The sequence below is a fragment of the Methylovirgula sp. 4M-Z18 genome (assembly GCF_037890675.1).
Taxonomy (GTDB): Bacteria; Pseudomonadota; Alphaproteobacteria; order Rhizobiales; family Beijerinckiaceae; genus 4M-Z18.
In genome coordinates, this window is record NZ_CP149574.1 from 4,580,565 (window position 1) to 4,595,267 (window position 14,703).

The following is a 14,703-nucleotide window of genomic DNA, read 5'->3' on the forward strand; positions in this document are numbered from 1 at the left end:
AAGCACCGGAGCCAAGAGACGGGCACCCGCAACACCAACCAAGGTTTTGCTTATCGGCAAAAACCTATCCGACGCCGCCTCAACTGAGGCTCTCAGGAGAAAATATGTCTGCATCTCAAGCTCACGCGCCGTCCCGCGAGGACTTTGCCGCGCTTTTGGAAGAAAGCTATGGCTCGTCCGACGCCTTCGAAGGCTCCGTTGTCCGGGGCACGGTCGTCGCGATTGAAAAAGACGTGGCTGTCATCGATATCGGTCTGAAGACCGAGGGCCGCGTTGCTCTGAAGGAATTTACCGGCCCTGGCCGCGAGTCGACCCTGAAGGTCGGCGACACCGTCGAAGTCTATCTCGAGCGTATCGAAAACGCGCTCGGCGAAGCGGTCATTTCCCGTGACAAGGCCCGCCGCGAAGAAAGCTGGGTCAAGCTCGAAAAGGCGTTCGAAGCGCAAGAGCGCGTCGACGGCGTCATCTTCAACCAGGTCAAGGGCGGCTTCACCGTCGATCTCGACGGCGCCGTGGCCTTCCTGCCGCGCAGCCAGGTCGACATTCGCCCGATCCGCGACGTCACCCCGCTGATGGGTGTCGCGCAGCCGTTCCAGATCCTGAAAATGGATCGCCGCCGCGGCAACATCGTCGTGTCGCGCCGCACCGTGCTCGAAGAGAGCCGCGCCGAACAGCGCCACGAAATCGTCGCCAACCTCGAAGAGGGTCAGGTGATCGAAGGGACCGTCAAGAACATCACCGATTACGGTGCGTTCGTTGACCTCGGCGGTATCGACGGCCTGCTGCACGTCACCGATATCGCCTGGCGCCGCGTGAACCACCCGACCGAAGTCTTGAACATCGGTCAGCAGGTCAAGGTCAAGATCATCAAGATCAACCACGAAACCCACCGCATCTCGCTCGGCATGAAGCAGTTGCAGGAAGATCCGTGGCACGACATCGAGAGCAAGTATCCGATCAACGCCCGCTTCCATGGCCGCGTGACCAACATCACCGACTACGGCGCGTTCGTCGAACTGGAGCCGGGCATCGAAGGCCTGATCCACGTCTCGGAAATGTCCTGGACCAAGAAGAACGTCCACCCCGGCAAGATCGTCTCGACCAGCCAGGAAGTCGACGTGCAGGTGCTCGAAGTCGACAGCAACAAGCGCCGCATTTCGCTCGGCCTCAAGCAGACCCTCGCCAATCCGTGGGAAAGCTTCTCGCAGAAGCACCCCGTCGGTTCGGAAGTCGAAGGCGAAGTCAAGAACAAGACCGAATTCGGCCTGTTCATCGGCCTCGACGGCGATGTGGACGGCATGGTCCATCTTTCCGACCTCGACTGGAACCGTCCTGGCGAGCAGGTGATCGAGGAGTTCAAGAAGGGTGACGTGGTGCGTGCGCAGGTTCTCGACGTTGACGTCGAGAAGGAGCGCATCTCACTCGGCATCAAGCAGCTCGGCGGCGATCCCTTCGCCAAGGCTGCGACCGCGACCGGCGAGGACGGCGGCGACGCTGTCCGCAAGGGTGCTGTCGTGACCTGCGAAGTGATCGACGTGAAGGATTCGGGCATCGACGTGAAAATCGCCGGCACCGACCTGACCGCCTTCATCAAGCGCTCCGAACTCGCCCGCGACCGCGCCGACCAGCGCCCCGAGCGCTTCGCGGTGGGCGAAAAAGTGGATGCCCGCATCACCCTGTTCGACCGCAAGGCTCGTAAGATCGCCGTCTCGATCAAGGCGCTGGAAGTCGCCGAAGAGAAGGAAGCGATCGCCCAGTTCGGCTCGGCCGACTCGGGCGCCTCGCTTGGCGACATTCTGGGCGCGGCGCTCAACAAGGCACGCAAGGGCGAATAATTCGCTCGAGCCATTCTGAATATGGGGCCCGCGTGGAACTCCCACGCGGGCCTTATTTTATCTGCGACGAAGCCTGGTCGTTTTGTCAGACCTGAATCGTCATTTCCGTCGTTCGAGAATCTGGATTTGCAAATTGGAAAATCGGATAGTTAGAGGCCGTTTTGAAACTTGGTCTTGGGGTGGGTCGCTGGGTTCAGACGCGATTTCTGACGGCCTCTAGCATTGGGACCTAAGTGGTGGGGGAGCGGGACGAATGAGAGAGGCCAAAACCGGCGCGAAGCGGATCATCAGCTTCAGCCTCTACGGTTCGCACCGCCTCTATTGTGAGGGTGCTCTCCACAATCTGGAGCTGTCGCAGAAACATTACGCAGGCTGGGTGTGCCGCTATTATGTCGATGGCACGGTACCCGACCGCTACGTCCGCTCCCTCTCCGAGGGCGGCGCGGAGGTCGTTCCCGTCACGACCGCGAGCAAAGGGCCGATGTATGGGCGCTACTGGCGCTTCCTTGTCGCGGCGGAGGCAGACGTCGAGCGGTTCATCGTCAGGGATACAGATTCCCGGCTGAACCCGCGCGAGCGCAGCGCCGTCGATGCATGGATCGCGTCGGGACAACCTTTTCATCTCATGCGGGACTCGGCTCATCATCGCAGCGCGGCACTCGGCGGCATGTGGGGTGCTCTGGGCGGCTCGTTCCCCGACATCGCCGAACTGATCGATGGATGGGGTCGCTACGACCAGTGGGGTCAAAATGACCAGTTCGTGTCGACGATTCTCTTTCCCCGCATGCAGGGCAATTATCTTTGCCATGACGAGGCGGGATATTTTGACGATGGACACCCCTTCCCCGCGCATCCGGCTCTCGACGGTACGAGCTTCGTCGGGGAGAAGGTCGATGTCGACGGCGCACCGATCGACATTTGGCGGCGGGCCGGACAGCTCGAAAATCTGCGAGTCCGCGAGACCGACCGCGCCGAGCGACTGCAGCGCGATCTATCTGAAGCGCGCAGCACGATCGACGCTCTCAATGCCGATCGAGCACAACTCGCCTCATTGCGAGATCATGCGATCGCAGAGAAAGACCGCATGACCGCCGAGCGGAATCGCGCCGCCCAAGAGCGGGATCATATTGCGCAAGAACGGGATCGCACCGCTCAGGAGCGGGATCATGCCGCGCGCGAACGTGACACCCTCTCGGTCAACTATGAGCGGATGCTGCGCACGGAACGCGAGCTGCGCAAGCAAATCGCGGATATCTACAATTCCACGAGTTGGAAGACTACGCGGCCGTTCCGCTATCTAAGTCGTTTGTTCCATCCGAAGCGACCGGCATAACGCTGGCTGCCGCCGGTGATCGGCGGACCCAAGGCCAATTCAATCTGGTGGATTTATCCCTGCTTCTGAAAAATCACGCTCGTGCGGCAGAGGCAGGACGAGCTGATCACCATGTCCGTCTTCGCGAGCGCCGCGGTCAGTTTCGGTTGATAGACGGCAAGCTCTTCTCTCTCACCGCGCCGCTTTAGACATTCCACCAGCCCATGCAGCGCCCACACATTGTCGGGATGCTGCGTGCAGCGTTGCACCTTGTCGCTCAGGCCCAGATCGTCGCGATAGACCTGTTCGGCTTCGTCCACATGGCCCTGATCGAGCAGCAGCGCGGCCAGCGCGTGGCGCGGCGGATGCATCCACGCCCATGGCTCGGTGTAGGAGAGATTGTCGTCGAGTTCCACCGCCCGGCGCAAATGCCGATACGCCTCCTCGTGCCGGCCCTGATGATAGCTGAGTTCACCCGCGAGCAGCGCGGCGCCGACAGCGAGGGAATCGCGCGTCGGATTGCTCAAGAACCGGCGCTCGAGCGGGATACGGCGCATATGCGTGAGAAAAGCATCGCGCCGCTTCTCTGCCGCATCGAATTGGCGCAGCGTCGCATGGGCAACGCCCTTGGCATAATGCTGCAGGGCGGCGGTGACGACATAAAGCTCCGGCTCCGCCGTCTCCGGCTCATCGATGATGTCGCGCCAGCGGCCGAAACGCACGAGCACATGCGATTTCATCGCGTGATAGCCTTCGAGGGTCCAGGTGAGCTTCGGCCGGTCGGGAATGGTGACCGCTTCGCGCGTCACCAATTGCCGCACCTTGTCGGCGGCCCATAGCGCAGAGCCGTATTGGCCGAGAAACATGCAGGTGAACATCATGAGATGCAGATCGTGGCAGCAGCTCAGGAGATAGCTCGTCGGGTTCGGCGTATAGGCAAGATACAAATCGTTGGCGCGCACCGCCTTCTCGCTCGCGGTCTTGGCCTTGTCGTAATCGCCGCACAGTACATAGATGTGGCCGGGCATATGATTCATGTGCCCCGCGTCGGGGCACATCTCGCCCAGCACATCCGCCGAGCGCAAAGCCCGTTCGGGCATAGGCGACATTTCGAGCAGATGAATGTGCAGGTGAAGAATGGCCGGATGCTGCGGCACGCCCGCTTGATCCGCAAGCGCGATGGAACGCTCGCAGATTGCCAAGGCTTCCAGCGCATCGGAATTCGGTGTCGGCACGCCGGTCTTGAGGTTCCACAGGCGGCGCACGGTGCGCATCATCAGCGCTTCGACGAACAGCGCCATCACGTCATGATCGTCGGGGAAGGCGTAATAGACCCGCCGCATTTCGGCGGCATAGGCATCGTCCCAACATTCGAACTCTTCCGGCGAAACCGGATGCGGTTTCTGAAACCGGCATGCCAGCGCGGCGATCAGACGCTGCTCGACATCGCTTGCCCGATGGGCGAGGGCGAGCGCCCGCTGTACATGATCGAAGCATAGATGCGTGGCCTTTTTCGCCTCGACCGGGCCATGCTCCTTCCACGTCAGGTTGTAATAGGGGCCTGCGGCGTAAGCGATTCCCCACAACGCCATGGCGCAATCGGGATCGGCCGCAAGCGCGCGCTCGAAGCACTTGATGCCCTCGTCGTGATTGAAGCCGTAACACCAGTTGAGGCCGATATCGAACCAGCGCTGCGCCTCGGCGGATTGTGTCGTGATCGCACGCCGATACGTGCCAAGATTGAAACGGTCCATGCACGAATCCGGAATCTATTGCAGCCGCGTGAGAGGTGTCCCAGCCAGCCCCCAATAGAATCGTGCAATCCAGCGCGCGGGAACACAAGCCGCATTTTGAGATGACCGGCCGCATGGCGACGCGCGACAAGGAACTGGACCGCGAGCCGGTAGCTCGCGGTCCAGGGCAATGCCCCCAAACGCAACGCTGTCTAGCGCAGCCCCTTCACCATATCGACGTGCAGGATTCCATCTTCGTCGTAGGGCGGTCCGACGCACGCGAATCCAAGTGGGCGGTAGAAGCTGTCGGTAAGATGCGCCTGCGCCTGAATGCGAATGGAGGCGTCACGGTCGATGTCGAAGATGCGCGACATGGCTTCCGTCATAACGGCGCGGCCGAGGCCGCGGTTGCGCGCGCTGGCTGCCACCGCCACCCGGCCGATGGCATATTCCGCATATTTCACCCCTGGCGGAAAGACGCGCGCATAGGCGACGACCTCGCCGCCGATCCGACCGATGAGATGCATGGCCCGGTCGTCATATCCGTCGATGTCGGGATAGATACTTTGCTGCTCGACGATGAACACGCTTTGGCGCAGCCGCAAGACCGCATACAGGTCCTGCAGCATGAAAGTCGGGAAGCTGTGATAATCCCAGGCAATCTCGGTCATGGCGTCGATATCCGCGAGGTCATCGATGTTGCGCGCCCATTTGTCGAAGCACCGGCACGCTTTTTACACCGCACCCGCAATTTAGAAACATCGCAAAGAAGGCAAAAATCTCCGCCCTTACAATTGCCTGCTGCGATTCTGTTAATTTCGACTAATTCTAATGTTTTTTCAACCTGTTGACGGCTTAATGAATCCGTGGAATGGGGCCTAAGGCGCACCGGAACGTGCGCTTTTTGTATGAATTGCGGAGCCTTGAACTCCGCCAATTGGAGTTTTGGGATGCATACCTCGACAAAGCTGGCCGCCGCATGTCTCTTCGCCGCAGCAGGCGCCATTTTCACCTCTCTCCCGCTGCGCGCGGACGAAGCCACCATCGAGGTCGTGCTGCAGAACGACGCCTTTTCGCCGGCCGAAATCAAAGTGCCGGCCGGGCAACCCTTTACCCTGAAGGTCTCGAACAAGGAGAGCGCCGCCGCTGAGATCGAAGCCAAGGGGTTGAAGATCGAGAAGGTGGCTGCCGCCGGCACGGATGTCGTCGCTCATGTCAAGCCGCTGAAGCCAGGCCGCTATCTGATCGTCAACGAGTATAAGGAGGACCACGTCAAAGCGTACGTGGTCGCCGAGTGATGTTCGCCGAAACCTTTGGCGCCTCCGCCAGCGCCGCCCTCATCGTCTTTCGCGAAGTGATGGAAGCCGGCCTCATCGTCGGTATCGTCATGGCCGCGACCCGCTCGATCCCCCATGTGGGCCGTTGGATTGCCGGCGGCATTGCTGCCGGCATCCTGGGCGCTGTCGCGGTGGCAAGCTGCATCAGCGCGTTGCAATCCGCCATCGCCGGGTCGGGGCAAGAAGTGTTCAATGCCGGCATTCTCGGCATCGCAGTCCTGATGCTGGGCTGGCACAATATCTGGATGGCGCGGCACGGACGCGAATTGGCGGCGCAGATGAAGGCGGCGGGCGAAGCCGTCTCGTCCGGCTCCAAGTCCCTGTTCTCCATGGCCGTCATCGTGGCCATTGCGGTTCTGCGCGAAGGCTCGGAGGTCGCACTGTTTCTCTACGGCATCGCCGTCTCGAACGACGCGACGGCTTTGACCATGCTGCCGGGCGGCGCGATCGGTCTGCTCGGCGGCGCGGCGCTCGCGGCCCTCACCTATGCCGGTCTTCTCGCCATTCCGGCGCGGCATCTTTTTGCCGTGCTGAGCGCTCTGCTGGCGCTGCTGGCGGCGGGCATGGCGGCGCAGGCGGTGAGCTTCCTGGAACAGGCCGGCTTTGCCACGATCCTGTCGCAGACGTTGTGGGACACGTCCGGCATTCTTGCGGAAGGCAGCATCGGGGGGCGCGTTCTGCACACCTTGGTCGGCTACAGCGATCAGCCGAGCATTTTGCAGGCGGTCGCCTATGTGGTGACGCTGGTTGCCATCCTCGGACTGGCGAAGCTCGTCAAGGCTCAAGCGACGCCGCGCTTGGCCGCCGCTTGAGACCTACCCTCCCTTCTCCCACAGCGAAGCTGTGGGAGAAGGGATTCATGCCGCATAGATCTGATTTATATTTTCATATTTCATACTGCCCTCCCATACGGAATTTTTTGGGCGTCTCGCCACGCGCCAAAACAGATTTGGTGTTTGAAATCGCCCCCGGATCGGATTAGAAGGCTCCCCTCCTGTTAGGGCCGCGGCCTTAAATTCCATCACCGATCGATTGCGCCTTTTGGCGCCCATGCCGATTTGGGCCAGTCCCCGCAGCTGGCCTCACCTCATCGTTAGAGATAGACATGACACTTGCCATCGGAATTGATTTTGGCACGACCAACAGCGTCGTCGCCGTCGCGCAAGCAAATGGCGAGGTGAAGAGCTTCACCTGGCCGGCGGATGGCGGCCCCACCGATACGTTCCGCACGGCTCTCGCTTTCTGGCAGATCGGCCGGCCGCTGCGCGCCTCGCTCGGCCATTGCGCCGGCCCCGCCGCCCTGGCGAAGGCGCTCGACGCGGCGCAGGACCATCGCTTCGTGCAATCGATCAAGACCTATCTCGCCAGCGCCGCCTTTTCGGAAACCCGGCTCTACGGTACCAAGCTCACGATCGAGGAGATCGTGAGCCTGTTCTTCGCGCATTTACTGAGCGATCATGGCGGCGCGGCGGCCTTTGCCGATACGCCGGCTGTGGCCGGCCGCCCGGTCGTCTTCGCCGGCGATACGGCGGATGAGGAACTCGCGGTTGCGCGTCTGCGCCGCGCCTACGATCAGGCCGGCCTGCCGAAGGTGACGCTGGCCTATGAGCCGCTCGGCGCCGCCTATTGGTACGCGCGCGCGCTCAAGCGGGACGAGACAGTTCTGGTCGCCGATTTCGGCGGCGGCACCAGCGACTTTTCGGTGATGCGCTTCTCCCATGCGGGCGGTAAATTGCAGGCGCAGGCCCTCGCCCATAGCGGCGTCGGCATTGCCGGCGACACATTCGACTACCGGCTCGTCGATCATGTGGTGTCGCCCCATCTCGGCAAGGGCTCGTTCTATCGCTCGCATGACAAGCGCCTGCCGATGCCGGCCTATTTTCACGCCGCTTTCGCGCAATGGCATCGCCTGTCCTGGCTGAAGACGCCGCAGACCCGCAGCGAATTGCAAAAGCTCATTCGCGACAGCGACGTGCCGGAGCAATTGCAGGATCTGTGGCACTTCATCGAAATGGACTTGGGCTTCGAGCTCTATCAGGCGGTGGGCAACGTCAAGGCGCAATTGTCGGCCGCCCCGAAAGCGCAACTGCATTTCGATCGCGAAGGCATCCGCATTGACGCCACGGTGACGCGACAGGATTTCGAGACTTGGATCGCCGCCGACCTCGCAGCCGTCGAGGGCGCGATGGAGGAGGCGCTGCGCCAGGCGGGAATCGGCGACGGGGATGTCGATGCGGTCTTCATGACCGGCGGCACGAGCTATGTCCCCGCCGTACGGCGCATTTTTGCCGAGCGGTTCGGCGAGGCCAAAATGCATCTCGGCCATGCCTTCCAATCGGTCGCCTCCGGCCTCGCGCTGATCGCCGCCGACCGCCGCGTCGATCAGCAAACCGCCGTCGCCTAAACTTTACTGCGTGAAGGCAAGGCGCAGGCTGAAACCGAACAGCAGCGAGGCGAACAGCCAGCGCTGGATCCGCTGCGCCAGCGGATGGCGCGCGAGCCAGCGGCCAAGGCTGGCACCCGTCATGATGTAGAGCAGATCGAACGCCGCGCCGAGGCCGACGAGAAGGACGCCGAGCAGCGCGAATTGCCCCGGCACTTGGCCCATCTCGGGACGGATGAACTGCGGCAGCAGCACCGAACAGAACAGCAGCGCCTTGGGGTTGGAAATATTGGTGATCAGACCGCGCAGGCAGGCGGCGCGCAGACGTCGCGGCGCAGGTGTCGCCGCAGTCTCGTGACCGGCGTGCACCGCCCCGCTGCGCAGGATCGCGATGCCGATCCAGATCAGATAGCCGACGCCGACCAGCCGGACCGCCTCGAAAGCCCAGGGCGCCGAGCGCAGCAGCGCGGCAAGCCCCAGCGCCGAGAGCGTGACATGGGTAGCGCGGGCGAGGCCAAGGCCGACAGCGCCGGCGAGAGCCGCGACCCGCCCTTGTGCGGCGCTCATTTCCAGCAGCAGGATCATGTCGGGACCGGGCACGAGATAGGCGACGGCAAGCGCGGCGATGAAAAGGGATAGATCGTTCATGGCCATTTCCTCGGGTGGTAATTGGCTCTGATTTAGCACCGGAGGGCCAGGCAGGTCCTTGCGTTCTGTGCCATGAAACTGTTCAATATTGGCAGATTATGTCCTATATTGATCTTTTCGGGGTCGCCCATGCCAAAAATCAAACTGGATGCGATCGATCGGCGAATCCTGGCGGCGCTGCAGCAGGACGGGCGGCTCACCAATGTCCAGCTTGCGGACAAAGTCGGCCTGTCGCCCTCGCCTTGCCTGCGCCGGGTGCGGTTCCTGGAGGATGCCGGGGTGATCGGCGGCTATCACGCAAGCCTCGACCGGCGCGAACTGGGCCTCGGCCTCACGGTCTTCGTCGAGGTGAAGGTCCAGCGCCACGACGACGAATCGGCCACGGCGTTTCGCGAGGCGGTCAAGGCGCGGCGCGAGATCATCTCGTGCCACCTCGTCTCGGGACAGTCGGATTTTCTGCTGCAGGTTGTGCTGCCGGATCTTTCGGCCTACGAGACGTTTCTACTCGACGTGCTGCTCAAACTGCCCGGCGTCAGCGACATCCGCAGCAATTTCGCCATTCAGACCGTGAAGGCGGAGGGCGGCTTGCCGCTCGACCATTTGCCCGAGACGGCGCTTTCGCTCAAATCGCCCATGGATTAGCCTGCGCCAAAACTGGGAATCACTTCAATGTCCGCGCATTTCGCCAAACCAACGCCTGAATCGACCCCGATCTTCTTCGCCACGACCGAAACCTGGAGCGAGGTGAAGAAAAATCTCTCCGCCGAGGCGCGGACGTTTTGCGATTCATGTGGCTTCGAGCCGAAATCCGGACGGCACATCGTCGTGCCCGATACGAAGGGCCGGATCGGCGCGGTCGTGATGGGGCTGGAAAGCGGCTCGGCGTGGCGCGATGGGTTTCTGCCCGGCAAGCTCGCGGCGCTGCTCCCCGTCGGCACCTACCATTTCTCCAACGATCCGCATGACGTGGCGCTCGGCGCGCTTGGCTGGCTGCTCGGCAGCTATCATTTCACCCGCTACAGAAAGAGCGGCGGCTCGGCCGCTGGCTTGGTCGCACCCGAGGGTGTCGATGCCAAGCGCCTCGAGAGCATTGCCCGCGCCGTGACCTTCGGCCGTGATCTCGTCAACACGCCGACCAACGACATGGGGCCGCAGGCGCTTGAGGACGCCGCCGCGCATCTGGCGAAGGAGCACGAGGCCAATCTCAAAGTCACGCGCGGCGAAAAATTGCTCGAGAAGAATTTTCCGCTCATTCACGCGGTCGGCCGCGCCGCGACACAGGAGCCGCGGCTGATCGACCTGCGCTGGGGCAACAAATCGGCGCCGAAAATCACTTTGGTCGGCAAGGGCGTCTGTTTCGACACCGGCGGCCTCGACATCAAGCCGAGCAGCAGCATGCTCCTGATGAAGAAAGACATGGGCGGCGCGGCGGCGGCCCTCGCGCTGGCTGCGATGATCATGGAGGCGGACCTGCCAGTGCGTTTGCGGGTGCTCATTCCGGCGGTGGAAAATTCGATCGCATCGGATGCCTTTCGCCCGAGCGACATTTACGTGGCCCGCAACGGCCTCAGCGTCGAGATCGGCAATACCGATGCCGAAGGCCGGCTGGTGCTCGCCGACGCGCTCGCCTTGGCGAGCGAGGACGAACCCGATTTGCTGATGGATTTCGCGACGCTCACCGGCGCGGCGCGCACGGCGCTCGGCCCGGATCTGCCGGCTTTCTATACGAATGACGAAACCTTCGCCGGCGATGTCGCCACGCAGGCAAGGGCGAGCGCCGACCCGGTCTGGCGCATGCCGCTGTGGCCGCCTTACGCCGCGATGATGGACGGCAAGATTTCCGATCTCAACAATTCGGGCAACAGCGCCTTCGCCGGCTCGATCACCGCGGCGCTGTTCCTGAAGCGCTTCGTCGGCGACCATGGCACATGGGCGCATTTCGACATGTACGCCTGGAACCCGAAGGCCGGCCCCGGCCGCCCCGAAGGCGGCGAAGTGCAAGTGGCGCGCATGCTGTTCGACCTGCTGGCGAAGCGATATGGGTGAAGCCGTCATTGCGAGCGAAGCGAAGCAATCCATCCCCGGTTGTCCCCCGGGTAGCCACATGAGTCCCGCATTCGAAGACCGCTCATCGGTGGATGGATTGCTTCGTCGCTTTGCTCCTCGCAATGACGGTGTACCGAGTCGTATCTGCCTCGTCCGTTACGCTGCGCATACCCCATCCTCTTGCTAAGCTCTCTCCCATGCATCGTTATTCCATCGGCATAGACACGGGCGGCACCTATACGGATGCTGCGATCATCGATGCGGGCGCGCATCAGGTGGTGGCAAGCGCGAAGGCCTTGACCACCAAGGGCGATTTGAGCGCCGGCGTCATCGAGGCGCTGACCGCCGTTCTGAAAAGCAACCAGGTGCAAGTCTCCGGCCCCGACATTTCGCTCGTCTCGCTGTCGACCACGCTCGCCACTAACGCGATCGTCGAAGGCCACGGCTCCGAGATCGCCATGATCTTCATCGGTTTCGATGCGCAGATGATCGAGCGCGCCAACGTGCGCGGCGCAGTGCCGAGCGCGCGCATCCTGCAAATCCCGGGCGGACACAATCACGCCGGTGACGAGGTCGCGCCGCTAGATCGTGAAAAAATCGAAAGTTTCGTCCGTCTTCATGCGCATGAGGTGGATGCCTTTGCCGTTGCCGCGCAATATTCGGTGCGCAATCCCTCGCACGAACATGCGGCGCGCGACATCGTCCGCGCGCTCACATCCTGCGCCGTCACGCTCTCAAGCGAAATCGCACAGGACTTGGATGCGCCGCGCCGCGCTTTGACCGCCGCGCTCAACGCGCGCATCATTGGCCGCATCGGCGCGCTGATCGCGGCCGTGCGCAACGCGATGACGCAGCTCAGGATCGTCGCGCCCCTGATGATCGTCAAAGGCGATGGCGCGCTCGCCAGTGCCGAAGTCATTGCCGAGCGGCCGATCGAGACGATTCTCTCCGGCCCTGCCGCCAGCGTCATCGGCGCGAAGTTTCTTTCGAATCGCAGAAATTTCGTCATGTCCGATATCGGCGGCACCACGACCGATGTGGCGATTTTGGAAAACGGCTGGCCCAAGCTCAACCGCGCCGGCGCGGTGGTCGGCGGCCGGCGCACCATGGTGCGCGCCATCGACATGCGTACCTTCGGCCTCGGCGGAGATACGCAAGCCGATATCGACGACCAAGGCCGCGTCGATCTCGGCACCAACCGCATCGTGCCTTTGGCGCTGCTCGGCCAACGCGATCCGCGCGTGCTCGACATGTTGCGCGCGCAGTTGAACGAACGCGATCACGTGCCGCATGCGGGGCGCTTCGCGCTCAAGCCTTTCGGCGAAATCGCGCCGCCGAAAATGGGTGCGCTGAGCGCGCGCGAAGCGGAGGTCTACGCGAGCATCGGCGACAAGCCTGTCGCGCTGCGCGACATCATCTTCAGCCCGGCGGCGCATCGCGCGCTGAACCGCCTCGCCGCGCTCGGGCTGGTGCAGATCGCCGGCTTCACGCCCAGCGACGCGGCCCATGTCCTGCGCCTGCAAAGCCAATGGTCGCGCGAAGCCGCGCTGCTCGGCGCGGCGCTGTTGCTGCGTTGGCGGCGCATGACCGCCGTGAATGAGACCGACGAAGCGCCCATGCTTGCCTTGGCGCAAGATATCGTCGATGCCGTTGTCGCCAAGACCGGCCGCGTGCTGATCGAGACGTTGAGCGCGCGAGAGCTTGCGCTGGATGACCCGTTCGTCCAGGCGGTGGTGAGTGGCAGCCATCGCTTCGCCAATTTGAAGGTTTCGATTGCCCCGGCATTCCCGGTCGTCGCGGTCGGCGGCCCGGCGCCGGTCTATTATCCCGAAGTCGGCAAGAGGCTGCATTGCGAAATCGTGCTGCCGGACCATGGCGATGTTGCCAATGCGGTCGGCGCGGGCGTCGGCGTGGTGCGGGCCCGCATCATGCTGGAGCTCACTATGCCCGGTCCCGGCATCTGGCGCGTGCATCACGACGATAAGCCCGCAACCTTTGCCGAGCCGACCGAAGCGCTTGATTATGCGATCGATCTGGCGACGGATCTCGCCCGCAGCGGCGCACGCCATTCCGGCGCCGCCGACCCGGAACTCGATGTCCATGTGGACCGCGTCGACATTCCCGGCATGGACGGCGACAAGGGCCTGATCGCCGCAACGGTCTTCGTGGAAAGCTGGGGAGATCCGCTCACCGCCTGATCGAACGGACCGCAGCCTTCTCCTCTACACCTCGACCCAGTGCCCCTCTTGCGCGGCGCGCGCGATGGCGTGCACCGTGCGTTCGATCTGCAGGCCGCCGTCAGTAAAAGTGATCGCCAGGCGCTGCTCGCCCGCGATCAGGCCGATGAGCGCGCGGCACTCAATCGTCTTCAGGTCGTTGAAGCCGAGCTGGTGCCCGGCGCCTGGCGTGAAGATGCCGTAGGGCTGGTGCGCCGGCGCCATGAGGATGGTGCGGAAACCCTGGTTCTCCTCCGCGCCGTCGCGCACGAAGAGCTGCACTTCGTTGAACCGCTCCTGATCGAAGGCGAGCGTGCCGTTCGAGCCGAAAATCTGCACCGCGATGCGCCCCTTGCGGCCCCAGGCGGCGCGGCTCACCAGAATGCTGGCGTTGATATTGCCGGGGAAACGCAACAGCGCCGTGGCGCAATCCCAATTTTCCACAGCGATCGGACCGCTCGGCGAGGGACGGGTCGCGTAGGGGCGGGTCATGTCGCCGAAGACATGGGTCGCGCCGCCGAACAAGGTCCAGAGCAGGCTGAGCGGATGCACGGCAAAATCGTCGAGGGCGCCATAGCCCGAGGCCTTTTCGCTGCGCCAGGACATCGGCGCCTGCGCGTCGGCCATGAAATCCTCGTCCATTTCGATGCGCACGTGGTGCACCGCGCCGATCACGCCGTCGTCGATGATCTTCTTCATGTGCCGCACGGCGGGATTCTGGATGTAATTGTAGCCGAGCAGGGCGACCCGGCCGCTGCGCGCGGCGGCGTCCTGCATCCGCACCGCGTCGTCGAGCGACGGCGCCATCGGCTTTTCGCACCAGACATGCTTGCCCGCGTCGAGCGCCGCAATCGCCATTTCGGCATGAAAGCGGTTGGGGGTCGTGATCGACACCACGTCGATCGCCGGATCTTCGACAATGCTGCGCCAATCGCTCGTCGCGCGCGCGAAACCGAAGGCTGCTGCACGCTCGCGCGCCAGATCCTCACTGACCTCGCACAGGGTCGCGAGCATGGGGCGCGCCACGTCGCCATAGACGGTTTTCACCGCATTCCAGGCGATCGCATGGCACTTGCCCATATAACCGGTGCCGATCAGGGCGACATTGAGCGATTTCATGGCGGGGTTTCCTCCGCGTCGGGCATGCGCGCGACGGATGATTTGGTGCGTTTGAAAGATTATTAGAATAAATC

12 protein-coding genes are annotated in these 14,703 nt (G+C 62.9%); 8 read left to right on the top strand and 4 right to left on the bottom strand.

Annotated features, from left to right (window positions below):
* Positions 1-104 precede the first annotated feature (104 nt).
* Together rpsA and V9T28_RS21215 are read left to right on the top strand one after the other, a co-directional pair.
* Positions 105-1,835 carry a 30S ribosomal protein S1 gene (rpsA, locus tag V9T28_RS21210; RefSeq protein WP_116401111.1) on the top strand — a complete coding sequence of 577 codons (1,731 nt, stop codon included), beginning with the start codon at positions 105-107 and terminating at the stop codon, positions 1,833-1,835.
* A gap of 253 nt (positions 1,836-2,088) precedes the next feature.
* Positions 2,089-3,168 carry a hypothetical protein gene (locus tag V9T28_RS21215; protein WP_116401112.1) on the top strand — a complete coding sequence of 360 codons (1,080 nt, stop codon included), beginning with the start codon at positions 2,089-2,091 and terminating at the stop codon, positions 3,166-3,168.
* A gap of 53 nt (positions 3,169-3,221) precedes the next feature.
* On the opposite strand, the gene V9T28_RS21220 is transcribed toward V9T28_RS21215, so the two are convergent.
* Together V9T28_RS21220 and V9T28_RS21225 are read right to left on the bottom strand one after the other, a co-directional pair.
* A complete protein-coding gene (locus V9T28_RS21220; RefSeq protein ID WP_116401113.1) occupies positions 3,222-4,901 on the bottom strand; it encodes a hypothetical protein in 1,680 nt (559 codons plus the stop codon).
* Positions 4,902-5,092: 191 nt separating this feature from the next.
* Positions 5,093-5,551, bottom strand: coding sequence for a GNAT family N-acetyltransferase (locus V9T28_RS21225; RefSeq protein ID WP_199500153.1), 459 nt, complete (start codon positions 5,549-5,551; stop codon positions 5,093-5,095).
* A 279-nt stretch (positions 5,552-5,830) separates the two neighbouring features.
* Here V9T28_RS21225 and V9T28_RS21230 point away from each other — a divergent pair, with 279 nt between their 5' ends.
* From V9T28_RS21230 to V9T28_RS21240, 3 genes are all read left to right on the top strand, one after another.
* Complete coding sequence (locus V9T28_RS21230; RefSeq protein ID WP_158554804.1) at positions 5,831-6,178, top strand: cupredoxin domain-containing protein; 348 nt, start codon at positions 5,831-5,833, stop codon at positions 6,176-6,178.
* Positions 6,178-7,029, top strand: a complete 852-nt coding sequence (locus V9T28_RS21235) for an FTR1 family iron permease (protein WP_116401115.1) — start codon at positions 6,178-6,180, stop codon at positions 7,027-7,029. The genes V9T28_RS21230 and V9T28_RS21235 overlap by 1 nt, the downstream gene beginning before the upstream one ends.
* Positions 7,030-7,322: 293 nt before the next feature.
* Entirely contained in the window at positions 7,323-8,621 is a 1,299-nt protein-coding gene (locus V9T28_RS21240; protein WP_116401116.1) for an Hsp70 family protein, read from the top strand.
* A gap of 3 nt (positions 8,622-8,624) precedes the next feature.
* Here the strand turns inward: V9T28_RS21240 and V9T28_RS21245 are convergent, their stop codons facing one another.
* Positions 8,625-9,248: a LysE family translocator gene (locus V9T28_RS21245; RefSeq protein ID WP_116401117.1), complete on the bottom strand. Its 624-nt coding sequence runs from the start codon at positions 9,246-9,248 to the stop codon at positions 8,625-8,627.
* Positions 9,249-9,377: 129 nt separating this feature from the next.
* Here V9T28_RS21245 and V9T28_RS21250 point away from each other — a divergent pair, with 129 nt between their 5' ends.
* The 3 genes from V9T28_RS21250 to V9T28_RS21260 all read left to right on the top strand — a co-directional run bounded on the left by V9T28_RS21250 (position 9,378) and on the right by V9T28_RS21260 (position 13,492).
* On the top strand, positions 9,378-9,890 hold the full coding sequence (locus V9T28_RS21250; RefSeq protein ID WP_116401118.1) for an Lrp/AsnC family transcriptional regulator: 513 nt from the start codon (positions 9,378-9,380) through the stop codon (positions 9,888-9,890).
* A 27-nt stretch (positions 9,891-9,917) separates the two neighbouring features.
* Positions 9,918-11,294: a leucyl aminopeptidase family protein gene (locus V9T28_RS21255; RefSeq protein ID WP_116401119.1), complete on the top strand. Its 1,377-nt coding sequence runs from the start codon at positions 9,918-9,920 to the stop codon at positions 11,292-11,294.
* 197 nt (positions 11,295-11,491) lie between these two features.
* Positions 11,492-13,492, top strand: coding sequence for a hydantoinase/oxoprolinase N-terminal domain-containing protein (locus V9T28_RS21260; RefSeq protein ID WP_158554805.1), 2,001 nt, complete (start codon positions 11,492-11,494; stop codon positions 13,490-13,492).
* Between the two features lie 24 nt (positions 13,493-13,516).
* Here V9T28_RS21260 and V9T28_RS21265 read toward each other — a convergent pair whose 3' ends face one another.
* Positions 13,517-14,629 (bottom strand): Gfo/Idh/MocA family protein, encoded by a 1,113-nt coding sequence (locus V9T28_RS21265; protein WP_116401121.1) that lies wholly within the window; start codon positions 14,627-14,629, stop codon positions 13,517-13,519.
* Between the last annotated feature and the right edge of the window lie 74 nt (positions 14,630-14,703).